Below are 24,227 nucleotides of genomic sequence, written 5' to 3'. Positions count from 1 at the left end.
TATGGCCTTATCAACTCAGTTACAGCAATGCTTCTGGCTATATCATCAAGGAGTTAATGATGTTGCCTCACACCTCAGCAGGAAAAGTACCGAGCGTAATAAATAAACTTATTGCAATGGCTGAAACCTTTGTACTGCCAGAGCGAAGAGAAAGACATTATCCAAGATGTGTGAAAAAGAGACCCAGTCGATACCCTGAACGAAAGCCCCAAAAAATGCCTGTCAGCTCTTAACTGACAGGCATTAAAGCAGTCGCTTTCCTTTTTTGTTAAAACCACTTATTGAGCAGCTTGAATTGATTCAATGCTATCAAGTTCAATTGTTAGAATTGTTTTCTTATCAACAACAACCCATTTGCGGTAAGTTAAGTAACCTGGCTTGGTTACTTCAATGTCGTACTTACCTTCATCAAGTTCAATACCATCTTCATAAACAGGTTTAATATTCATAATACGAACGCGCGCATCATCAGGTGTTGTGACTACCGTTAATGAAATAACCGATTCATCTACAACCACTTCAGGCGTTACTTCTGCAATAGGCTCAGGTTGTGGCTCAACATCATGGGTTGATGAACAGCCTGCTAAAACCAATAAGGCAAATAATGCGCTTAACTTTTTCATAAATACTCCATTTAATAGTTCACAATAAACGAAACCGCTTATAGTTTGAAAACTCATGAAGAATCAAGGAATAACAATAGAGGTGGGGAGCTATTATTCGTCTTCCGTGACTTTCATATTTATCATCAATAATAAATTTTTAGCTATTTTAGTATGTATCCTAATAAGGTTCAAATTATAGTTTCATTAATGTTATTAATTAATGATTTTTACCTATTATGTTTGTTGTGGTTTTGAAAGTAATGTTTATTGGTTCTCATCATTATTCTCTTTATCAAAAGCTATGCTGAAGTTACCCTGTCGAGTTAGATTGAAAATCGCACGTTGCCAATTTTCTGGTTGATTTTGTATTGCAGAATCAAACAGTGTTTTAAATAAATCAATAATGTGGTCAGAAACGGCAATAGGGTGCTGTGTTTCATCGGCCTCTTTTTCATAAAAGGCTTGGCATGTAATGACTTCATCGTGCTGGCAATCTATAACTAACATCGCTTTCGACCAGTCACCGTTAATTTGTTGATAGAGATATTGACCAAGTTGCTGTGGTATTTGTGAGTTGGTTGTCATGTGCTGTCCTTAGCGTTGTTGCTATAAAGTGCCGTTTTCGTATTTATTGGCAAGCTCTTTCCATTTGTCAAAAAATCCACCATGAAAGAAATAGCTATCAGAGATATTCAATATTTGATAATTTGTTGTCTCATGGCCTTTCCGTGAATAGTTTGATAGGCTATATCCTTGATCGCCTCGTTCATTTAGCCTCCCTATTAGTCTTGTGATACCGATATCTTCACCTTCCACGAGGTCATCAATACTTATTGTGCCATGAGGTAATCCACCTGCGTTCGGCATTTTGGTGAAAAACTCAAATTTTTTAACAAACCAAGGTAAAATTGATAGTGGTGCATCAAATTGCCTAGTAGCTAAAAACGGGGCTTGACCTTTTGGTGAAATAATCCAATGAAGGATAACTGATAAGTATCCGTTTTGATTGTAAAAGGAGTGATAACGGCCAGGGTAATTTAATGAATCTTCAATTGTAATTAGATGTTTTATCCCTTTTGGTGGATTCTCTGGGTCTTTTATTTCTTTTAGTGAGGGGAAAAATTGTTTAGTCATTTAAATGCCTCCTTTAATGGGAGTGGTAACAGGTGTGATTGTGATAGCATCACCAAACTGTTCTAAGTTGATCAGCTTTCTCTCAAAATTAAATGTTTCAACTGCACAATAGTCTGCTCCTTTGAATAAACTGTTTAACTAACGGAATTCCTCTGTATTAGTTTTAGTTATATTGCCAACATCTATGTTGTTAAAGAGCGGTTACTGTCGTTTATTAATTTGGGTCTGTTGGTGGTGTTACATCAATTAACCATGCTGGAATGTAGCCATTTTCAACTGTGAGCTTATAGCCTTTTACGTCTTTAGCGATGATGGCTAAGGCTGTTAAAGCTAATGGGATGGCACCTTCGTTTGCACCTTCGTGGTCTTCGTTGTCGTAATATTCTTTATGGGCCAGCAAGGCTTTTTCCATGGCCTGGTTATATTCTTGCTCTCCGTTATCAGTGAATATGGCGGTGATCACCGGGATAAGTGGCCATTCCAAGCGACTAACATATAAGTAAATTTCATCATCGGCATAATCATCTGGGTTACAGGTAAGGTATGCTTGCTCAATTAAGTTGGCTAAATCGGCGCTAGGGTTAAATAAGCCTTTTAGTAAATCAGATAATGCATAATCAAATGGGGTGCGCTGTTCACTTAGCCTTGCTTGTTTAAATACATCGTTGTCGACAGTAATCAGGTAGTTAATAGCTTCGTTATTACGAGCAATGATGCTGCTATAAAATGCAAGTAACCAGTTATTGTGTTTAGTGCCATAGTCGTCTTTTTTTCCAATCACTTCTATATATTCATCATCGTAAAAGAAAGGGAAAGGTTGGCCGTCATGGGCATTGCTTTGAAATATGCCATGACCTAATTGCGAAGCGCGAATAACATATAGCCAAGCATGGTAGCTATTGGGATTTTGAATCGCTTCCATGGGGAATGAGTCAATGATATTACGGGTAAACTGTGTATAGAGTCCTAAGCTAGGATTCTTTTGAATACGGGGTATATTTTTATCTTCGTGCTTTTTATAGCGCTCTACCATATGGTCATAACTAACTTGTGAAAAGCTGTAATGGCTCTCAATCATTTTATTAGTTCCTTAAAATCCTATGTCAAAAATCGATACATCAATAACTTCGATAAGCCCAGCGTCATAGGCTTTTGATACATGATTACTATTAACGGCAACAAAGCATGGGTTTCATGCTTTGCTGCCAACATCCATGTTGTTAAAGAGCGGTTACTGTCGTTTATTAATTTGGCTCTGTTGGTGGTGTTACATCAATTAGCCATGCTGGAATGTAGCCATTTTCAACTGTGAGCTTGTAGCCTTTGACGTCTTTAGCGATGATGGCTAGGGCAATAAGGGGGATAGCTAAACCTCCTCGTCTACTACCTATACGCTCTTCGTCACTGTAATATTCTTTATGCGCCAGCAAGGCTTTTTCCATGGCTTGATTATATTCTTGCTCACCGTTATCAGTGAATATGGCGGTGAACACCGGGATAAGCGGCCATTCTAAACGACTTACATAGAGGTATGCTTCATCATCAACGTAATCATCTGGGTTACAGGTGATATAGGCTTGCTCGATTAAAGGGGCTAAATCAGCACTTGGGTTAAATAACCCTTTAAGTAAGTCAGACAGTGCATAATCAAAGGGTCTCAGTTGATTACCATAATTAGCTGTTTTAAACACATCGTTATCGATAGCCGTTAAGTAAGCGATAGCATCATGGTTACGGGCGATAATACTGCTGTACAAAGCAAGGAGCCACACTGGGTGCTCAGCATGTTCAGGATCGCGTTTACCAGTCACTTCTAAATACTCATCATCGTAAAAAAAAGGGAAAGGTTGGCCGTCATGGGCATTGCTTTGGAAAATACCATGTCCTAATTGCGAAGCGCGAATAACATAGAGCCAAGCATGGTAGCTATTGGGGTTTTGAATCGCTTCCATGGGGAACGAGTCAATGATATTGCGGGTAAACTGTGTATGGAGTCCTAAGCGAGGATTTTTTTGAATACGGGGTATATTTTTATCTTCGTGCTTTTTATAGCGCTCTACCATATGGTCATAACTAACTTGTGCAAAGCTGTAATGGCTTTCAATCATTTTATTAGTTCCTTAAAATCCTATATCAAAAATCGATACGTCAATAACTTCGATAAGCCCTGCATCATTGGCTTTTTGTTGAATACCTATGTATTCAACTGCCCCATCTAATCTTGCATCATCAATATCATCCAGCATATCTTGAATGCCTTGAACCTCTTTCACAAAATCATCATCGCCCGCTAAGTAGCGTGGGTCTTTTGTTAGCGTATCAAGCTTAGAAGTGTAATTGTCAATTATCGAATTCATATACTTTTCAGAGCCTTGTTGCGCTCTATCTTTACCAGCACTCCGGCTACCCCAACTGGCATTACCGCCTTTGGCTTCGATAATTAATACTTTACCGTCTTCTGTTGCATACACTTGGTCAAATTGGCCTTGTTTGCCTTTACCTGGGAGTTTGCTTGCCAATGGTGTGGCATCTGGATAATTTTGTTTCACATAAATGCGTGCGGCTTCTTCACCCAGTGCTTCACTGGCTAAGCGCATGGCACTTTGCGCTTCTTTTAATGCAGTGGCGTTTCCGGCAAGGAGTGCGGCATCACGCTTGGCGACAGCTTGATTTCGTGCTGCTTCAAACTGTTTGAGTCGCTGTTTAACGTTGTCACTTAAATTAGCATGATTTATCTTTAATTTTTGCGCTATTTTGTTAAACACATTTATTTGGTCCGACACGGGCACTAAATTACCATTTTCGTAACGTAATTTAGGGGGCTTTTTGCCATCAAGGCGGCTAATAATGACTTTACCTTCACTGTTGGTATATGCGCGGTAATTGCCGCGAATATCGTCAGATAATTCAGTGAGTAATAAATATTCAGCATGGTCTTTTGCTGACACATGCGTCGCCACAGCGTGGTTTTTACTTGGCTGTAACTGTGTATCTGGTTTGGTTATTTTGGCTGAAACAGTTGGATGTTCAGCCGTCACAGCGTGTGATAACTGTTTATTTAGCTGCTTGCGTTTTACAATCTCGGCAATCTGAGTCAGTGCTTTATTTGCTTTTGCTAAATACCTTGATTTACTTGCCAGTGAAGCGGCCGCACCCACGCCACCTGTGAGCAGTGCTAATACGACCTCAAATGCCAAAATACCCGTTAATCGTTCTTGCTCTACGTGTGAGTGGGCATCAATATACTCGTAAGGGAAACGCGCTAGCGCCAAGCGGGTTTGTTCATCATCAAGTAGAATGTAAAGTAACTCACATGCTTGAGTAAGTGATTGGGCTGATTTTTGTGAGAAAGAAATAATTGTTTCTAGCTCATATTTAACGGCTTCTTTATCACCGCGAGCAATGGCTTCTATAATTCTAAAGCAAGCAGAGTACACACTTATATTAATATCAATACCGAGTACAATCAGGTCTGCTACGCCCTCAATAAGTGACTTTGCCCCTTGATAAAAACCAGTGGCATTTGCACCTAGCTCTATCATGTATTGGTTAAATAGACTTTCTTGTTCAAACAAGGCATCTTCAATGGCCGCTTTTTGTCGAACTTCATTTAGCATCGCTTCTAGGGTCTGCTTAAACTCATTACGCAGTGCAACTAAACGCTGTTCGTCGTCATCAGATGAAGCAATAAAACGAACCTGACTTTGACCTTGCGGCACGTTGGCCAGTTGCGCTTTGCCATTACTGAGTGAGCCGGTGTGCTCATGGCCAAGGCTATCGATAAGCGAGTAACGAATATTGTCTTCAGCACTGCCATCTAGGTAGCAATAGCTTAAGTCTAGTGTGCATAGTGTAGTAGAATCGAGTGAGCTATCAGCCAAATCAAATGATGAAATAGCAGGCGCACGACTCACATTAAGGCTTTGTGCACGCGCTGTACTTGGGCTTTCAATATCGTAATCAACGGGGCCATCAAAATTTATAAATGTGCCATCGAGGGTGAGTACATCGGTGGCAATAATCTCAACATTTCCTTGACTGTCGAGTTTAATTTCGCCGCCTTCGTTATGGAGAATTAAATCACCACGGCCTGAGCCAGTAATCGCGATTGACTGGTTAGTTTGTAAAAATGTTGAGCCATTGGGGGCCGAAATAGTTAAGTCACTTGAGCTAGTTTTAAGCTGAATATCGCTTTGCGCAAAGGCTTTAACTGCGCGACCACTGACCATTGACAGTGCTTGACGAGATTCAATAAGGGTGTCTTTTCCTTGCCATGCTTGGCTACCTGCACTTTGCATGTTGATATCGCGGTTTTGAGTGCTGAGCGAAACATTGTTTTTAACATCAATAAACTGATTATTTTTAATCACAAACTGAATGTTGTCGTTCTCAGTTGTTAGGCAGAGGTCTTTGCCTGCATGTAAGTTAATGGTGCCGAGCTGGCTTATCCATTCTATAAATTGGCGGCCTGATTTTTTGGCATTGAGCTCAAGATAGTGCTCACTGGCTAAGGTTTGTAAAATGATTTTAGGTGCTTGCTTGTCATCATCAAACTGCAGCTCGTTTTGCGCCGCACTGACCAGCCTGTTTTGCGTATTATTTGCAGCGGTGACAACGCTTGGCTGCGATTCATTCATCGCAAAACCCATTAAAAACGTGTTGTTAGGGTCGTTATTTATACAGCCAATAAGTACCTCAGAACCACCAACAAGGGGGAAGTGCCAGCCAGTGGCCTGAGGTTGGTTTTGACATGCGTATAAAGCAAGTTGCTGAATTGCTTGGCTTGATTGCGCAATTGGCCTTGCAGTTGTGTCAAAATCAGTTCGCACACGGTAGCAACCTAAATCATCAATGAAACTAGAAGTCGTTAAAGACTCTACCTTAGCCGGAAATACCATAGGTTTGGGTTGATGTGGCAAAGGTTTGGCTTTAAAAGGCGTACCACGTTCGATAAATTGGGCTTTACAACTGTAGCGTGTTAAACCTTGGTGACTATTTTCGTCATTAGGTTGTTCACTGCTGTGATACACGCTAACACACAGTAAATCAGCACTACTGCCGGTGCCGGTTTGGTCGTCAATTGCAACTGAGCTACCCGCAAATAAATCACATACATTACCCACTAGCTGCGTTGTTTTATTAAGAGAGGCTAACGCGTTACTGAAATCTTGCGCTTGTAATGAGGCGGCACTGGGTGTTGATGCGCATGGTTCAAAGTAAGATTGACTGTTACTTGCGACCTTTAAATATTGTCCATGGGCCACGCAGTCAGTGCGATCATTGTAAATAGAGTGATGTACTTGGCTGTTAAAAAAGCCAACATAAGCGGTATTGTCATCGTTATTCATACCAGCTGAGTTTTTGACTGATACTATACCGCGCTGCAAATATGGGCTGTTTAAGTTACTATCACTGATCACTAACAGTTCAACGTTATTTTTTGTTTCAAACCAAATAAACAAGCCAAATTGGGTTAGTAAGCGTTGTAGAAAATGCCAGTTGGTTTCCATTGCTTGCACACACTGTGGAAGCGCTGGCAGTGATGATCCGACACGAAAATCAATTTGCCCTGGTGAATAGCCAGCTTGGCCTGCTAAATAAAAAATAACATCTTTTAAATTAACGCCAATAAAAACCTTACTGTTCGTAATGTTTTTTAATGTGCTCAATCTATCTTTAATAACTATTTTATATCGATATTTACCTTTGAATGTACCTAAATTGTCACACTCAAAAATGATCCCTGCTAGGTGGCGAAAAAAATTATCTTTATTAACGAATGTAATTAATGCGCTTTGTAAAAGCAGATGCTCTAAAAGAATTTGCTGGCTGGATTCACCAGTGAGAATAAACTCAAACCCTTGATTTAATTTCTCAATTCCATCTACCTGAGTGACATTTAGGGTTATGTTATTTACATCAATTAATAGTCGAGAATTAGACACATCCTTGTCCTTTTTTAACTAAGTCTTGTAGCAAGAAAGGGGAAAATACACACTTATTAATCAATGTTCAATAGAATAATTGTAATCGTAATAATTACGTCATAATTTTGTTCATAATGCAGCTTGTTCTAAATTAATACATTGTTATTAGTTTTTATATTAAATTGAAATTAGTTTTATTTTTGAGCTGTATTGAGTTGACTTTTTTGAAAGGATGTTTGTATTATGCCCCCGTTTTAAGGACTAATGTACCAAAAGTATGACATGACTTTGTACTTTTTTTGGTTAATCAAGGATGATTTTATGGATAAAAAATTATTTATAAATCAAGTCGATAGCTTTTATTTTTTGGCTTGGTCTCTTACTAAAAGTATCTCTTCCTTACTTGATCAGACCGGTATTCCAGCACATCGAGTGTTTTCAGCGTCGGTGATCGATCAGTTTTTCTTTTTCCTGAATAGTCCACCTAAAAATGAAGGTAAAATCATTTTAATTAAAGAAGATATAAGCGCTTATATTGATGAGTTGATTGTTCTAAATAYAAAAATAATCTCTTCTGTAGATGATGTGGTTATTAAGTCTCTTGCTGTTGATAACCAAGAAAATAGACGTTCAGGTATTTTTACGAAAATATTCAATAGTCATAAATGGTCCGATTGCGCATCAGTGCGATTTAATCGAGTAATCTGTCCTGTTTACGAAGAAGTTCTTTGTAAAAATTAATTAATCTAATAAATCAATGGGGTTTTGAATGCGTTTTGCAATTAAAAAAGCAGTGCTAATTACTTTGTTTATGTCTTTAACAGCATGTATGAGCACAAATGTAGAGCTAGATATCACTGCGACAGATAATCTTAATTTGAACCAATTTGATGAAGCTCTGCCTGTGGTACTAAGAGTGTATCAACTTTCGGACATACAGAGTTTTAAAACGGCGACGTTTGAAGATTTGTGGAAATCAGATAAGTCAGTTTTATCAAATACGTTGATCACCGTAGAAGAAAAAACAATTAACCCCGCTGAGAAAACAAAAATAGAATTTGAACAAGCAGAAAATGCGCGTTTTGTTGCCATTGTAGCCCTTTTTAGAGATCGCCAAGGTGATAAATGGAAAACGTTTTATCCTCTCGGTGACGGGCCAGTTAAATTATCTACATCGTTAGATGTATTGATTACAAATAACGAAGTTCAATTACCAGATGAAGACGAGGCTGAGTAATGAACGTTAAAGGGCCAATGAAACCTGTATGGGCTGAAGGCGTGTTGCTAGCACAGCAGCATTTTCAGTTGTTTGATGACTACCATGAGCAAAATCAGATTGTTAGACAAGGCTTGATTTCGCCATTGGCCTTTGGTTTGCACCACCTTACTATTGATGAATCCGCTCTCGCTCGCGGTATTTTAAAAGTGATCAGCTTTAAAGCGATTCTTGAAAATGGACGTTTACTTGAGTTTGATCGTCAACATCACGAAGAACTAAAGCTTGAGTTAGCTGCCGATACAGATGAAGTCACTGTGTATCTAGCGATTGCAGCAAATAAAGTTGTGAGCGACATTGAAGGCTATGCAACTAGCGGTCAACTCAGTGCCTATCAAGCAGATTACATTGAGTTTAGTGATCACCACGATGCAGCAAGAAACCGTGAAGTGTTAATTGCACAACCTAATTATATTTTGCTGACAGATAACGATGTAAAAACGTATTTTGATACGCTTGCTTGTATTAAAATTATGCGCGCTGAAGACGGCTCGTTTAAAGTCAGCAAAGAGTTTGTGCCGCCATTATTAACGATACAGGCCTCGTTTTATTTAACCGAGTTGCTTAATAGAACGGCGAACTTGGTAAATGCAAAAGTGAACGTGTTGCTTGGTCGCAGAAAGAACTTTGGTTCAGTTACTGATTTTGGGCCTAACGAAATGAATAGCTTTTTGCTGTTAAATGCAATGGCACCATCAGCAAAACGCTTAGACCATTTAAAAAGTTTGCAACTTGTTCATCCAGAGCGATTATATTGCGAGCTTGTTGACTTAATTAGCTCTGTGTCGATGTTCGAGCACAGTGATTTAGTAAGTCAAATCCCGCCTTATCAGCATAAGCAATTGACTCATGTCTTCGGCACCTTAGATATTTTATTGAGTAAATTACTTGAGGGTGTTGTTCCTAAGAAAATGGCAGGTCTTAAACTTGAGAAAGTATCGAACGCCATTTATCAGGTTGCCACCATTGATTCAGCCATTTTTGATAATAACGACTTCTACTTGGCCGTTTACTTTGAATCTGAAGATACCAAGTGGATTGATACGTTTAGTGATCAGGTCAAAGTTGGCGCCACAGAAAAGCTCGAAATTATGATTGCATCGGCTCTTGCGGGCGTGCAGTTAACACATTGTCAGCGACCACCTAATAAACTAGCTATCAAAAGTGGCTATGAATACTTCCGTTTAGAGGCTCATGGTTTTATTTGGCAGCAAATTATTGAAGAGCAATCGCTTAGTTTATTTATTCCATTTGGCTTACAAGCGGCGCAAGTCGAAATCGTTACAGTGGCAAGAAATTAGGACGCAAGACAATGCAAGAAGCAAAAAACGAACTTGATTTAATCGCCTGTATTGCGCCAGTGATAAACGCGCTTGCGCCTTTAAAGTTAAAGCAATCGACAGATCTTGAACTAAACGATTTTCGGGAGCAGTTACTTACGAGTTTTGATGAGTTTGAACGTAACTGTTATACCCAGCAAGTAACAACCAGTGTTATGCAGGAAGTTAAGTTTGCCCTGACTGCAATGTGTGATGAATTTGTAATGAGCTCTGGCGCGCATTTTCGAATGGATTGGATGTCGAGACCCTTACAGCTAGAGTTTTTTGGTAATAATCGCGCGGGTGAAGAGTTTTTTGAGCGATTAGCAAAACTTCGTACCGGTGGTGAGCCAAAGTTTGCAGCATTAGAAGTGTATTACATTTGTTTGCAACTTGGCTTTGAGGGTATCTACAAAGTGAAAGGAATTGAGCAACTTAAAGCCTTAATTGTTGATGTACGTGCGCAAATAGAAGATGTACGCGGCACACCTCGAGGGCAGCTATCAGATAATGGCGCGCCACTTGAAGGGTTCGCAATGAAAGTAGGCAGAAACATTCCTTATTGGGTGATTTTATCAATTTGCTTGGCATCGATTGTTTCGCTTTTTGCTGGTTTTCATTTTGTTATTAACAAGCAAGCAACTCAGAGCAGCCAACGTATAGATAATCAAGTAGAAGTACTTACGCAATTAAGTAAAACCAACGAGACTCGATAGGAAAAGTAATGCAAGGAAGAGTGAACAAAAGCGGCCTAGTGCACTTTTTACTGGGCTTAGTGTCATCAAGAGCAACAGGGCAGTTAATTGGCTTAATTGCAGTGCTCAGTATTATTTGGTTTGCTGGCCGAATCGTTGGTTTAGACACGACAGATAAAAAGCTTATCGCGATGGCTGCGGTAACAGCTGTTTTTATCATCTTTATTTTTATCCGTTGGTTATGGACAAAGCGATCAGGTGATAAGCTAGCCTCTGAACTTGCGAGCCATAATGCGGGTTCAAGTGCTGAACTTGATGAAATAAAAGAAAAAATGCAAGAAGCACTAAGCTCGTTAAAAGCTTCCCATCTTGGCGCAGGATACCGTGGTAATACAGCTTTGTATGCACTACCTTGGTATATGATTATTGGTCCTTCAGCAACCGGTAAAAGTACATTATTTGCGAACTCTGGTTTGCATTTTCCATATTCAAACTCAAATGAATTACACATCCAAGGTTTTGGTGGCACGCGTAACTGTGATTGGTGGTTTTCAGACCAAGCAATTCTGATCGACACCGCAGGGCGTTACACAACAGAACAATCTGAAAACAAAGAGTGGTTATCTTTTTTAAGCTTGCTCAAAAAATATCGTCCTAAACTGCCTATTAATGGTGTGATGGTCGCGATTAGTGTTGCAGATGTTTTAACATCAGACAGTGAAGAAATTCGTCAACACGTAAAACTAGTTCGTGAGCGTATTGAAGAACTTATTACTCAACTTGGGGTGATCTTCCCAGTTTATATAACCTTTACCAAAACAGACTTGATCAGCGGCTTTGAGCCATTTTTTAATGACTTAACAGAAAAAGAACGTGAGCAAGTGTTTGGTGCTTATTTGCTAGATATTAGCGAAGATCAACAAAATGATCCGGCTGAAATGTTTGAAGTGCGCATGGAGGAGTTATACCAACGCCTTTGTGAGCAACGTTTGAGCAAGGTTGCTCGCGAACGAAATGAACACCGTAAGCAGCTAATTTTAGATTTCCCGAATCAATTTAAGTCAGCATCAACAAAGTTGACTGAGTTTGTAAACTTGTTATTTAAAGCCAACCCGTATCAAGAGGTTCCATGGTTTGCTGGTGTATATTTTACCTCAGGCACGCAAGAGGGCACACCGATTGAACGTATTACGAATGGAGTAAGGGATCAATTTGGTGCTGTCGTTGTTGAGCAAAAACAAGAAAGCATTACGCAAAGCTACTTTATCAACCGTGTTTTTAATGATGTGATCTTCAAGTTGCAAGACCTAACTCGTGGTAACCGCAAAAAGCGCTTGGTTGGCCGCTGGTTAAAAGGTTTAACAGTGACTTCAGGTTTGGCAAGTATTGCCGCCGTGACAGCATTACTCATTACTTCTTATACCAGTAATCAGCTATTGTTGAATCAAGGTGAAGCCCGTGTCAAAGCGATTGTAGAAGCGAATGTAAATAAAGCAAAAGACGAGCAAAAACTTGCAGCCACGCTTGATTTATTTGAACACTATCAATCGCTTAATAATTATGAAGAGCAGTTGCCATGGTATTTCATTTTTGGCATTTATGAGGGTGACGAAACCCTAACTAGCGTTTCGCAGGTTTTGTTTAATCAATTAAATCAGTTGATCACTCTTCCTGCAGAAAAGCAAACACTTGCGCAGCTCAAAGAGTTTGAAGCTATTTGGTCAGCAGATGATGCCGATGCTCGCGCAGCAAGTCGTCAGGCATATTACGATGCTTTGAAATTACATCTAATGTTAAGTGCTCACCCTGAACACAAAGACGATGAGTTTGCCAAGCAGCAGTTACTTAGTTTTATTAGCCAGCACTTTAACATTGAGATTGATGCTCAAGCTGATTCACCGATCACCTCACAATTAAACGATTTAGTTGATTTATATTTAGCGAACATAAGCACAGATCTAGAGAACCCAGGTGAAATTTTATTTTGGCAAAATAATGAAACGGCTGTACTGAATGCAAGAAATAGCCTGAACACACAACCAGAAGCCGAACCTCTATATCAACAAATTATTAGTAGCTTTGCTGAGCGTAAAAAAGCCATTCAGCTTAAACAGTTTATGGCTGCGAAAAATCGCGATGTACTGAAAAGCAACTTTAGCATTCCTTATGTCTATACCAATGCCGGTTGGCAAGAGTATGTTTATCCAGAAATTAAACGTATTTCTCGACTGGTATTCTCTGGTGATTGGGTAATGGGCACAAGTAATGAAAGCGGTCAAAATGCGGTTGATGAAGCGCAAGCTGATGCACTGGCAAAAGCAATGCGTAGTTATTACTTTAAAGACTATGGCAATACATGGTTCGCGTTTTTGAACAGTATAAAAGTGCCTACTTTTAGAGATTTAAATGATGCCAGTATTAATTTTGCTCGCCTTTCGTCTACTGATGGACCACTCATTGATCTGATGACGTTGGTGAATGACAACATCGTTGTTGCAGATAAACCATCTGCGGTTAGTGCAAACAACGACAAAATAGCGACCATTCTTTCTGGTGCAACAGATACTGCGGCTAAAAAAGTGGCCAAAGGAAAGCTAGCAAAGCAAGTTGCAGAGCGCCCTGATTTTTCTCAAGTTAGTACTGTTAGAGCCCCTGAACTTGAAACGCGTTTTGCTGACTTGCGTCGCTTCTCGCAGCATGATGAAGATAAGCAGATGTCTGATTATATGAGTCAGTACATTAGTTCTTTGAGCAGCATTCACTCAGATATAAAAGCGATGGCTGCTAGCAATGAAGATGATGCGCAAGCAATGGTGTTTGTACAAGACTTATTGTCTGGAAATAGCCAAGATAATGCATTGCAATCGTCTTGGATCATTATAGAAAGCCAAACTCGAGCGCTAGACCCAGAAACAAAAGACACGCTTGACGTGCTATTTAAAGCCCCATTGCAGTCAGGTATTGCAAGTATCATGGCAAAAGCACGTAGCCAGTTAAATGAAGAGTGGGAAAACCAGGTTTATACCATGTATAGCAACAGCATTGCTGGCAAGTACCCATTCAATTTGACTGGCCCTGATGCTGCTATTGCCGATGTTTCTGAGTTCTTAAATAGTGAAACTGGGGTGCTTTGGAACTTTATTAATAGCCAACTTAAACCATTCATGAAAGTACGCCGAGGTGTATGGGAAGAAAAGCAATGGAACGGTGTGGGGATTGGTTTTAATCAAGAGCTATTAGACGGTTTAACAAAAGCAAATAAAGTAACACGCTCTTTATTCTTGAACGGCTCAGACGCGGCTGGTTTTAACTTCCAAATGATGCCTGTACCACAAAAAGGCATTCGCGAAACGTATTTAGGTTTCTCTGAGCAAGGTTATCGCTATAGAAATGAACCGGAAGAGTGGCGTAATTTCTCATGGCCAGGAAGAGGCGCAGCAGAAAAAGCTATTTTGTATGGTTTAGATAACGCCGGACGAAGAGTCACTATTGAGCAAGATGGTCCATGGGCTTTATTAAAAGTACTTAACGAAGCAAATGTGAAATGGATTAAGGGTACAGAGTTTCTTGCTACCTGGGAATTAGTTGATAAATCAGAGCAAAGTTTAACAGTCCAGTTCTCATTAAAGTCTGGTCGCAATAGCGGTATTTTTTCAAAGTACATGTTGACCTCTTTTGCATTGCCTAATTCGTTGTTTGCACCTAAGCCACAACTTGCGCAAGCAAGCAGAGCCTCGGTTCAATAGGGGCAGGTATGTTTAATTTGTTCACCAAGAAAAAGTCGCCAACGCTGGTTAAGCAGTTTACCTACGGGTACATGGGTAAAACACCTGTTAGGCCTGACTTTGTAAAGTTAAATATATCTTCTAGGGAATCAGTAGCACTAGACCATTGGTTGCAAGAAGGTTTCGCGCATATAAACCGTGGTGTTATTGGCGGTAAAACAACTGCATTAAATGGAGTTTCTTCGTTATTTTTTGTATCTGGTAACAGTGACGACAGCAGTTTGTTTGGTGTTTTACAGCCAAGCACTGATAGCAGTGGTCGTTTTTACCCGTTTAGTTCGTTTATTCATAGCGGACTTGAGACTTACAAACGTCACCCTGCTTTTCTATTTTTATATGCAAGCCATGTCATTGAGCATCTATTAGGGGTTAATCAGCGCATCGTTGAAGCACATTCAATTGATGCGATGGCTGAGCAAGCTAAATCGTATAGTAAAGTGGCCGATGCATTAAAGCAGCAGCCAAATCTAAATCAAGAGCTTGATAAATTACGCAGTATTCCGATGAGTGTGGTTTGGCAGCATTTAGGGATCAAAGACATTCATCACCGAGCTGTTTTAATTGAAGAGCTTTCAGCGGTATTAAAGTCGATTGCGAATAGAGGTTGCCTACGTACACAGTTTGGTATTCGACTTCCTATGCCACACTTTAGTCACGAAAGTGCCCTGGTTGCAGGTTTTTGGCTACATTTAATTGCTTCGATCGTTGCCGATCATAATTGGCAACCTTGGTTCTTTTACCAGCTAGGAAATGAAAGTTCGCAACCGAGCCTAACGGTGTTTTGTCGCCCTGTGCCGGCATCTTATTTTGGTTCAGTGTGGCTTGCTGAGGATAAGTCAAAAGACATTATTGATTTAGTAAATCTCTCACTAGACAAAGTGCCGAGCGAATACAGCCTTAATTTTGCTGATATGGACAATGTGAGTGTTTACGATGCGCTCAGAAGGTGGTGCAAAGCATGAGTGTAGTTAATCCGCATACCCATAACAGCTGGGAGCTGTGGCTTGAAGAGCTTAGTAAGCCACTTTCGGGGCTTGCGTGTGGTGAAGATCTAAAATACGAAGAAACCTTTAAAGCACTTAAAGCTTCATCATCAGGTGTGGGCGAAGTTGATTTTAAAGTCATGTTTATTCAAGCCACTGACCTTTTGCAAAACCAAAGTAAAGATTTACGTTTAGTGAGCTACTTGTGCCTCGCGGCGACCAGTGAGTTTGGCGTGGTGGGTTTAACCCATTCTTTAAAACTGTTTAATCAACTATTAAGCCAGTTTAGTGAACAGGTTCATCCTTTAAAAGCACGTATGCGTTGTGCGGTTAACACGTGGTTTTTACAGCAGCAAGAACGCTTAAAAGGAATCGCCCAAGCTCAATCATCGAGCCCTGAGCAATGGGCTGAATTAGAGACTGTGTTAGCTGAATATAATCAGGTTTCAGTGCCTGTACTTGATGCTGAATCAGGGCCTTTATCAACTCTGAATGAGTGGGTTAGAGAACAAGTAATTCGCAATCCTGTTGCTAAGCCAGAGCCAGAAGTTAAAGCAGAGCCTAAAGCAAAAGAGACGACCGTAGTTAGCGAGCCAACGACTGAGCCCGTAGCGCAACAAGTTGTTCAGGCAAAACCAGTGACAACTGCACCTAAAGTGGCTGACATTGCCAGCGATAGTGCTTACCTAGCAGCAATTCGTGAGCTGCTTAATTTTGATAAAGAACAAAACAACATTGAACGGGTTTTAAAGCTCTCGCGTGCAGCACGTTGGTCTGGATTAGCGTTACCTGCCAATGAAAATGGCAAAACAAGACTGCCAGCGCCGCGTGCGGCTGCCTTCGCCCCCATTGAAAACGCACTGGCAACGGAACAAGCAGAGCAAGCATTGTTACTTGCTGAGGGTTTGTTTATGGAAGGTGCAATGCAGTTTAATTTGAATCTGCAAATGCTTACTTTGTCAGCGCTGAAACAGCTAAATAAAGCAAAATTAGTACAGTGGTTAGAGCAACAGCTAGTCTCTTTAGTCAGTCAATTTCCGTTATTAACCAATTTAAAATATGACGATGGTTCGGGGTTATGCAGCCCACAAAACAAAGAAGCGTTATTAGACATTGCCAATTCACATGCTTCGCAAAATGAAACAACTCAAGTGCAAGCAAATCCATTTGACGAGCATTACATAGCCTTAAGCGAGCAAGTTGCAAAAGGGCAGTTAAGTGCAGCACTTAGCTTGGTTGCACAATTAAGTACGCCAACTGGATTCGACCAAGCTCAAAGTCAATTGCTTAAAGCTAAGCTGCTACTTAAAGCAGAGCATTATGAGCACGCATTGGCAATTTTAACCGAATTACTCGAGCAAATTGAAACTTATCAATTAGCGAAGTGGCAACAACAGTTTTGCATGGAAGTATGGCGTTTCGCCAAGCAATGTTATGCCAATTTGTCTCAGACAGAGAGTGATGACATGAGTTTAGCTGCTAAGCAAATTAGTCAGCGAATGATGGTTACAAACCCGGCTCAAGCAATAGCCTGGGTGTAACACGCCTAATTGGAATTTAGTCGTTAGACAAACAAACTGCAAAGGAAGAAACATGACAGATACATTTCAAAAAGAGATCCCACGAGCTCGGATCAACATATCGTTAGAGCTTGATACTGATGGGGCATCACAAAAAAGCGAATTGCCTTTAAAAATGCTGGTTATTGGTGACTATTCTAATGGTCAGAATAGCCAAGAACTTGCTGAGCGCGAACGCGTGACGATCAATAAAAATAACATTGAGCAAGTGCTGAAAGATATCGCGCCAAAAGCGAACTTTCAGGTGGCAAATAAGATTAAAGGCGACGGTGATATCAATGTTAATTTGCAGTTTGATTCATTTAAATCGTTCGATCCAGAGCAGGTTGCTGCACAGGTGCCTGAATTAAACAAAATGATGGCAATGCGTAATTTATTACGTGACTTAAAATCAAACCTTCTTGATAACTCATCACTTAGAAAAGAGTTGGAACGTGTTTTACAAAACCAACCAGAACTTGATGAGCTAAAAGCCAAGCTAGATGAAATAGCACCGCTTGCATCTGAAGATGAAAAACAACCTGTGACGGAATAAGGACGCCGCTATGTCAATGCAAGAACAATTAAATGTAGCTGCTCACACGGTAGAGCAAGCGCCATTATCAACTTATGAAAACCTATGTAGCATGGTTGATATTGCCCCTGTAGGCGATGAAATCAAACTAGATACATTTAGAGATGCAGGTAATCTAGCAGAAACACGTGCGAATGAGCGCCTTACTGCCGCTATTAATGTCTTTTTAGATATGGCAGGTATGAGTGGCGAAGAAGTAACACGCATCGATAAGCTATTGCTTGATGATTATATTGCAAAAGTAGACACCATTATTTCGCAGCAGTTGGATCAGATTTTACACCACCCTGATTTTCAAAAAGTAGAATCAGCGTGGCGTTCACTGCGTTATTTAATTAACCGCACGCCAAATAACGCGAATATCAAAATTGAAATGCTCGATGTTGATAAAGAAACATTGCGTGATGACTTTGAAGAAGCGCCAGATACCACACAATCAGCGTTATATAAGCATGTTTACACATCAGATTATGATACTCCTGGTGGCGAACCGGTATCGACTATGGTGTCTAACTTTGAGTTTGATTGCTCAGCGCCAGACGTTTCACTACTACAAGAAATCTCGCGCGTTTCGGCAGCGGCGCATTGTCCATTTATGGGCAGCGTAGGTCCTAAGTTTTTCTTAAAAGAGTCATTAGACGAAGTATCTAAAATTCAAGATATTGGCTCTTATATGGAGCGTGCTGAATTCTTACGCTGGAAAAACTTCCGCGAGTCAGAAGACTCTCGTTATATTGGTCTTGCTTTCCCTCGTTTCTTACTACGTTTACCGTATGGTGAAACAAACCCAATTCGTAACTTTAACTACCAAGAAGATGTGAACAGTCAGCACCACGAGCGCTATTTATGGGGTAATGCAACATTTGCATTTGCTGCCAACATTATTCGTAGCTTCCATGATAATGGCTGGTCTGTGAATATTCGTGGCCCGCAATCAGGTGGTAAAGTTGAAAATCTACCATTGCACTCATTTGAAGCAGGTAAAGGCTCTGAAACTAAAATCCCTACAGAAGTGCTTATCTCAGAGACCAAAGAGCTTGAGTTTGCTAACCAAGGCTTTATTCCTCTTAGCTATTACAAAAACTCTGACTTTGCGTGTTTCTTCTCGGCAAATAGTGCCCAGAAGCCGCAAGTACTTGAAACAGCTGAAGCAACTGCAAACGCCCGTATTAACTCGCGTTTACCTTATATCTTCTTAGTATCTCGTATTGCTCACTACTTAAAAGTATTGCAGCGTGAAAATATTGGTTCGAGCAAACCTCGTCATGAGCTAGAGCAGCAGTTAAACGATTGGCTAGGTGCGTTGGTAACGAAGATGAATAACCCAGATGAGTCGTTAATTGCAACACACCCGCTCAAAGACGCAAAAGTAACGGTATCTGAGATCCCAGGTAACCCAGGTTATTACCGCGTGAGCACTTACATTGTGCCGCACTTCCAAGTTGAAGGTATTGATGTTCGCCTTGCCCTTGTTGGGCAAATGCCTGGCGAAAAATGAACTGCCAAGCCGCCGATGAAACGGATTTAAGCAGGCTGTGTAAAGACGTCAATTTGGTGAGTAGGGATAATAAACTTAGTTAGGCATGCTTACTGATTAAGTTTTGCATGCTTAGCTTCGTGTAAAGGAGTATTAAAATGGATGACGAAAGAGTCCGTGCGGCTATCAATGCCTTTTATAAAGGGGCAGGTGTAAATAAGAAGTTTAATGGCCAAGTTAACGAAAATGTAGCAGCTGTATTTGGGGTTATGATTTCGGAAACTAAGAAGTGCTCAAAAGCACTTTCGTGGGTTCCTGAGCCACCAAATGCAAAAGCTAGCATTTCTTGGGTTGTTCGTAATTTTGCAAATAGTGTTTTAAATCAGTTAAAAGATGAATCATCTTTAACTTGCGCTAAAAGAGTTATTCAAATATGGGACCGCAAAATCCAAATGGCAGGCATGGGTCTATGAGATTATTAAGTAATTTAATTTTCGTTTGCACGTTAGTTGTGTTTTGTACTTCGGCACAAGGCAAAAGTAATTCAATGTTTAAAATTAACTTCGCTAGTTTAAACCTTGAAATACCGAAAGAGAGTATTTGTTCCGTTGAAGTTCATAATTTGACAATGGCAGCTATGACTTTATTTGTTAATCAGCAAGATGAATGCATGGAAGTTGGTATTACTTATCTACCTGAGAGTAATGTAAGTGGTGGACTTGCCAAAAAACTTGGATTAAAAAACTCAGATTTATTTAGACAAGTAAGTGCACATGAATTAACAGCTAAGCAACTTGAGACTTTTGAGCGTGTTTTTTCAATTTCATCTGATGCGAAGTTTTCATTTGTAGAACAAGCTAGCGTGAATTTATTTTTCATAGAAGACATAGATTCATTAACAGTTTACGTGTTCAAAAATGAAGAAGTTGTATCAATTTCTGGGCAAGTTTCTCGTCAATTTTTAGATGTGATGCTCAGTAACTTGGTCGATTAAAATGAAAAGTTAACCTATTTTTCATTCTATATGTTGATTAGGTGTAAAAGAATGGCCCCAAGTTGGTTGCAGCCAACTTGGGACATGTTCCCCAGTGGCATGAAGCATCGGGCTTTTTGGGGGGCATAAACAAGGTTGTTTATGCCTATGCCATTAAACAGGAAACAATTCATTCTAAAAGGAGAATAATGAAATGGCAATTCCAGCGTATATGTGGTTAAAGGATGACCAAGGTAATGACATCAAAGGTTCTGTAACTGTTGCAGAGCGTGAAGGTTCAATTGAGATCCTACACTTTGATCATGAACTTCGCATTCCTACAGATAACGACACTGGCGAATTAACAGGTACTCGTAAGCACGAACCTTTTGTTATTACAAAAGCGGTTGATGCAGCAACACCTTACCTGTACAAAGCGTGCTCAAACGGTCAAACACTTAAGCAACTTGAGCTTAAATGGTACCGTATTGATGACACAGGGACCGAGCGTGAATATTTCTGCCACAAGTTGGAAGATGTAAAAATCACCTCAATTCTACCAACAATGCATAACGTAAAAGACTTAGACAAGGAGCGTTACCCGCACCTTGAAACAGTTAGCCTACGTTATAAGCGCATTACGTGGACTTACCTTGATGGCAACATCGAGTTCTCTGACTCTTGGACTGAAGGTCGATAAGTCAGCAAAATTAAAGGATATGCGAAAGCATATCCTTTTCTTAGAGGTAAGTTTATGGCGTTATTCGATTTTTTAACTCAACCAGTCACACGAAATGGTCATCAAGGTTTTCAAACTGATGAGCAAAACAGTGTCTGCAAACATCTAAATGAATTACTTAATGCGCGTCGTGGCGTGTTAAAACATTTGGCCGATTATGGGTTGCCTGATGTCGAAGATATCTACGAGGGCCTTCCGTATTCACAGCACACCTTGGCGTTTGAAGTTAAAAAATTGATAGAAAAATACGAGCCACGGGTTCGCTATGCCAATGTCATTCCTATGGAAATTCGTGAAGAAAATTGCGTGATTAGGCTTGATATACAAGCATTTTTAACCTCAGGACAATGTATCAAACTTAACACCCGATTTGAGTCGGGTGGTAAAGCCGATGTGGCAGAGCATGCCAAGCAGTTTGATTAATTCAGCGTAAAAGGATAGTTCAATGCAACAGTATTTTGATGCACAAATGCGCTTATTAACCCAAGCCGGCAAACAGTTTGCTCAGCATTACCCTGAGCACGCAGGCATGTTAAATATCGATGCGCTAAAAGATCGTGACCCCCATATTGAACGACTACTAGAAGGTGTTGCCTATTTAACTGCGCATACGCAAAAGCGTTTAGATGAGTCTGTTCCTGAGGTATCAGAGCAAGTGCTGCGTCAGCTATGCCCTATATTATTGAGCTATTACCCATCAAGCACGGTTGTAAAGTTTAGCCCTAAGTTGGCAATGCAAAAATCACATCTTATTGAAAAAGGGCTGACGCTAAGCGCTGATAAGTCAGTGGTTGATAAAAAACATATCACCTTTACAACAACGCACGACCTACAAGTTAGTCCCCTTGATGTTGAGCATGTGCGTTATCAAGAGTCGCATTTAGGATCTGAGCTACGTATTGGCCTACGCTTTGTTTGCCAAGGTGAGCGCAAAAATTACGACCTTGCAAATTTACAGTTTTACTTACGTGGTGACACGCCTTTATGTAGTTCTTTGTTTAAGCTTTTAAAAACAGCAGAGCAGTATACTGAGCTTGATTTTGGCCCCTCGCATTTTGAACATAATAAAAAGTTAAAAGTAAAAGGTTGTAGTGCTACTTATTTAGATATAGATGGCGCTTTATTACCGCATGCAGAACAAAGCCATCCGGGCTATGCGCTGCTGTTAGACTACTTTAACGCGAAAGACCGTTTTTACTTTATGCGCTTTGATGGTTTAAAAGATCTGACCTTACCTGAGCATATTGATCGATTTGAGCTAGTGTTTAGAGGCAGTAGTAAATTACCACCGGGTCATCAATTAAGCCGCGATAATATTTTACTCAATTGCGTGCCAGCTATTAATTTGTTTGCACAACCTGCAGAGCCAATACGCATAGAGTCAAACCGCACTGATTACATGATCACCGCTGATCAAAACAGAACAGATCATATCTTCAGTTACACCGTTAATGAGGTTAAAGGACGCAACTCATTAAGTGGCAAATCGTATGATTATACCCCCAGATATCAAAGCGTGTTTGAAGACGAAAAGAAACTGTTTACCGTTTTAACGAAAGATGTAGGCGGGGCTGCGCCGTGCCACTATTTACAGCTGCCATTTAACCTTGAAGAAGAAAAAGAAACCTTATCGGTTGATTTAACCGTTTTTAATGCTGGTTGGCCAAGGCAGTTACTCCAAGAGGGCGATTTAAACATTGGCGGCCCAGATATGCCAAGCATTGCCAATGTAGAAAATGTAATTCGCCCGACTAACTATTTGCCATGCCCTGAACAACCAAAGCATTGGCAGTTGATAAGTCTATTAAATGTGAAGTTTTCACAGATTACACAAGTCACCGAATTAAAACGCTTGCTGGTATTATTTGATTGGTCACAAAAAGCTGAAAACCGATTACGTATTGATAGCATTCAAAAAATTACCGCAACACCGATTAGTCAAATTAAGCGTGGCATTTTTATTAAAGGTGTTGATGTACTGATTGATATTGATGAAAGCAAATTTGTTTGTGATGCCGACTTATACCACTTTTGCAATATGCTGCATCAATTCTTTTTAATGTATGCGCCAATTAACGAAAGCGTGCAAACCCGAGTCAATGCGATTCCGAGTTATAAAACCCACTGCTGGGAAATTGAACCGGGCAAGAGTTATCAGTTATGAATATGCACGAGTCAATAAATCACCCTGTTTGGGCAAAGTTACCTGAACCAATAGAAAAGCTGATTGCAGCTCCTTGGCAGTTTAATTTGTTTAAGGCGATGAGCCTAATTGAAAAACATTGGGCAACCCCTTTAGAACTTGAAAAAGGGATTAGCGAGCGAGTTATCTTTAAGCCTTATAAAGAACTTGGCTTTCCTGCCACTGATGTACGTAGCTGCGAATTAGATAACCTTGGTCGTGGCCGATTAAGCTTATCGACATCATTTTTAGGCTTGTATGGTGTAGATGCACCTATGCCACATTATTTACTCGAGCAGGCGGCAAGTGATCAAGAAAGTGGGGGCCGAGTAAGGCGGTTTTTAGACATGTTTAATCATGTGCTTTATTGCCAATTGTTTCAAGCATGGAAAAAGTCGCACATCAATGTTGAAGGCCGTGGTGCAGAGCAATTCGACCATTTAATCGAAGCCATCTTATCAACCAAAACTGAGCAGAAAGTTCAGTGCGGCATCGCCAGTTTAAAACAAACCAGCGCTGCGGGTTTAGCGCAATTACTTCGCCACTCTCTAGAGGTTGAGCAACTGACTGTGGATGACACCCGAGCAAATTGGCAGCAAATCGACTCGCCAAGTTCATTTGGTCAAGATCAACAGATGGTGTTAGGCGAGTCAGCGGTTCTTGGTGAGCGCGTATTAGTCAGTGGTAGCGTACTGACCATAGTGATTGGTCCTGTGGATTCTGATACCGCGATAGCGCTTAATCCTCAGCACTCACAAGGCAAGAAAATGGCTGCCATGTTAAGCACTCATTTACCTAGTAATGTGCAATGGATTTGTCAAATTAAGGTGGCTAATCAAGCAGTAACAGAGCAAGCCTTAGGGCAAAACGATTTGCTACTCGGTCACAACTCTTATTTAGGCTGCGCTGAAGCAAATATCAGCGTGCACAGTTACACACATCAACAATATCAACATTAAAAGTAATCAGGATTTAAGG

General features: G+C 40.3%; 21 protein-coding genes and 1 pseudogene. 16 read left to right on the top strand and 6 right to left on the bottom strand.

Going from position 1 to position 24,227, the window contains the following annotated elements; translation table 11 throughout:
• Positions 1-233: pseudogene (locus tag AOG27_RS21785) on the top strand (IS4 family transposase); the annotation flags it as partial.
• A 45-nt stretch (positions 234-278) separates the two neighbouring features.
• Here the strand turns inward: AOG27_RS21785 and AOG27_RS16420 are convergent.
• From AOG27_RS16420 to AOG27_RS16395, 6 genes are all read right to left on the bottom strand, one after another.
• The gene (locus AOG27_RS16420) at positions 279-623 is read right to left on the bottom strand and encodes a PEGA domain-containing protein (protein WP_054554082.1); all 345 of its coding nucleotides are present in this window, start codon (positions 621-623) and stop codon (positions 279-281) included.
• 246 nt (positions 624-869) lie between these two features.
• Complete coding sequence (locus AOG27_RS16415; RefSeq protein WP_054554081.1) at positions 870-1,190, bottom strand: hypothetical protein; 321 nt, start codon at positions 1,188-1,190, stop codon at positions 870-872.
• A 21-nt stretch (positions 1,191-1,211) separates the two neighbouring features.
• Positions 1,212-1,739 carry a hypothetical protein gene (locus AOG27_RS16410; RefSeq protein WP_054554080.1) on the bottom strand — a complete coding sequence of 176 codons (528 nt, stop codon included), beginning with the start codon at positions 1,737-1,739 and terminating at the stop codon, positions 1,212-1,214.
• Positions 1,740-1,953: 214 nt separating this feature from the next.
• Entirely contained in the window at positions 1,954-2,817 is an 864-nt protein-coding gene (locus AOG27_RS16405; RefSeq protein WP_054554079.1) for an immunity 49 family protein, read from the bottom strand.
• A gap of 166 nt (positions 2,818-2,983) precedes the next feature.
• Positions 2,984-3,847, bottom strand: coding sequence for an immunity 49 family protein (locus AOG27_RS16400; protein WP_054554078.1), 864 nt, complete (start codon positions 3,845-3,847; stop codon positions 2,984-2,986).
• A 12-nt stretch (positions 3,848-3,859) separates the two neighbouring features.
• Positions 3,860-7,684 carry a contractile injection system protein, VgrG/Pvc8 family gene (locus AOG27_RS16395; RefSeq protein WP_054554077.1) on the bottom strand — a complete coding sequence of 1,275 codons (3,825 nt, stop codon included), beginning with the start codon at positions 7,682-7,684 and terminating at the stop codon, positions 3,860-3,862.
• Positions 7,685-7,987: 303 nt separating this feature from the next.
• On the opposite strand from AOG27_RS16395, the gene AOG27_RS16390 reads away from it, so the two are divergent.
• The 15 genes from AOG27_RS16390 (at position 7,988) to tssG (ending at position 24,208) form a co-directional block, all read left to right on the top strand.
• Complete coding sequence (locus tag AOG27_RS16390; RefSeq protein ID WP_054554096.1) at positions 7,988-8,407, top strand: hypothetical protein; 420 nt, start codon at positions 7,988-7,990, stop codon at positions 8,405-8,407.
• Between the two features lie 28 nt (positions 8,408-8,435).
• A complete protein-coding gene (gene tssJ / locus AOG27_RS16385; RefSeq protein WP_082389302.1) occupies positions 8,436-8,903 on the top strand; it encodes a type VI secretion system lipoprotein TssJ in 468 nt (155 codons plus the stop codon).
• Positions 8,903-10,243, top strand: a complete 1,341-nt coding sequence (gene tssK, locus AOG27_RS16380; protein ID WP_054554076.1) for a type VI secretion system baseplate subunit TssK — start codon at positions 8,903-8,905, stop codon at positions 10,241-10,243. Before tssJ ends, tssK begins: the two co-directional genes overlap by 1 nt.
• 11 nt (positions 10,244-10,254) lie before the next feature.
• Entirely contained in the window at positions 10,255-10,977 is a 723-nt protein-coding gene (icmH, locus tag AOG27_RS16375) for a type IVB secretion system protein IcmH/DotU (protein ID WP_054554075.1), read from the top strand.
• Between the two features lie 8 nt (positions 10,978-10,985).
• Complete coding sequence (gene tssM / locus AOG27_RS16370; protein WP_054554074.1) at positions 10,986-14,702, top strand: type VI secretion system membrane subunit TssM; 3,717 nt, start codon at positions 10,986-10,988, stop codon at positions 14,700-14,702.
• An 8-nt stretch (positions 14,703-14,710) separates the two neighbouring features.
• Positions 14,711-15,703 (top strand): type VI secretion system-associated protein TagF, encoded by a 993-nt coding sequence (tagF, locus tag AOG27_RS16365; RefSeq protein ID WP_054554073.1) that lies wholly within the window; start codon positions 14,711-14,713, stop codon positions 15,701-15,703.
• The gene (locus AOG27_RS16360; RefSeq protein WP_054554072.1) at positions 15,700-17,265 is read left to right on the top strand and encodes a TssA family type VI secretion system protein; all 1,566 of its coding nucleotides are present in this window, start codon (positions 15,700-15,702) and stop codon (positions 17,263-17,265) included. The genes tagF and AOG27_RS16360 overlap by 4 nt, the downstream gene beginning before the upstream one ends.
• Positions 17,266-17,317: 52 nt before the next feature.
• Complete coding sequence (gene tssB, locus AOG27_RS16355; protein WP_054554071.1) at positions 17,318-17,839, top strand: type VI secretion system contractile sheath small subunit; 522 nt, start codon at positions 17,318-17,320, stop codon at positions 17,837-17,839.
• A 10-nt stretch (positions 17,840-17,849) separates the two neighbouring features.
• Positions 17,850-19,376, top strand: a complete 1,527-nt coding sequence (gene tssC, locus AOG27_RS16350; RefSeq protein WP_054554070.1) for a type VI secretion system contractile sheath large subunit — start codon at positions 17,850-17,852, stop codon at positions 19,374-19,376.
• Between the two features lie 137 nt (positions 19,377-19,513).
• Positions 19,514-19,828, top strand: a complete 315-nt coding sequence (locus AOG27_RS16345) for a hypothetical protein (RefSeq protein ID WP_054554069.1) — start codon at positions 19,514-19,516, stop codon at positions 19,826-19,828.
• Entirely contained in the window at positions 19,825-20,349 is a 525-nt protein-coding gene (locus tag AOG27_RS16340; RefSeq protein ID WP_054554068.1) for a hypothetical protein, read from the top strand. The genes AOG27_RS16345 and AOG27_RS16340 overlap by 4 nt, the downstream gene beginning before the upstream one ends.
• 193 nt (positions 20,350-20,542) lie before the next feature.
• Complete coding sequence (locus AOG27_RS16335; protein WP_054554067.1) at positions 20,543-21,028, top strand: Hcp family type VI secretion system effector; 486 nt, start codon at positions 20,543-20,545, stop codon at positions 21,026-21,028.
• A 54-nt stretch (positions 21,029-21,082) separates the two neighbouring features.
• On the top strand, positions 21,083-21,490 hold the full coding sequence (gene tssE / locus AOG27_RS16330; RefSeq protein WP_054554066.1) for a type VI secretion system baseplate subunit TssE: 408 nt from the start codon (positions 21,083-21,085) through the stop codon (positions 21,488-21,490).
• A gap of 22 nt (positions 21,491-21,512) precedes the next feature.
• On the top strand, positions 21,513-23,231 hold the full coding sequence (gene tssF, locus AOG27_RS16325) for a type VI secretion system baseplate subunit TssF (RefSeq protein ID WP_054554065.1): 1,719 nt from the start codon (positions 21,513-21,515) through the stop codon (positions 23,229-23,231).
• Positions 23,228-24,208 (top strand): type VI secretion system baseplate subunit TssG, encoded by a 981-nt coding sequence (gene tssG / locus AOG27_RS16320; RefSeq protein WP_054554064.1) that lies wholly within the window; start codon positions 23,228-23,230, stop codon positions 24,206-24,208. Before tssF ends, tssG begins: the two co-directional genes overlap by 4 nt.
• Positions 24,209-24,227 lie beyond the last annotated feature (19 nt).

This window comes from Pseudoalteromonas lipolytica, assembly GCF_001306915.1.
Taxonomy (GTDB): Bacteria; Pseudomonadota; Gammaproteobacteria; order Enterobacterales; family Alteromonadaceae; genus Pseudoalteromonas; species Pseudoalteromonas simplex.
Note: the sequence above shows the minus strand (reverse complement) of the source record. Positions and strands in the feature narration are given on the sequence as shown.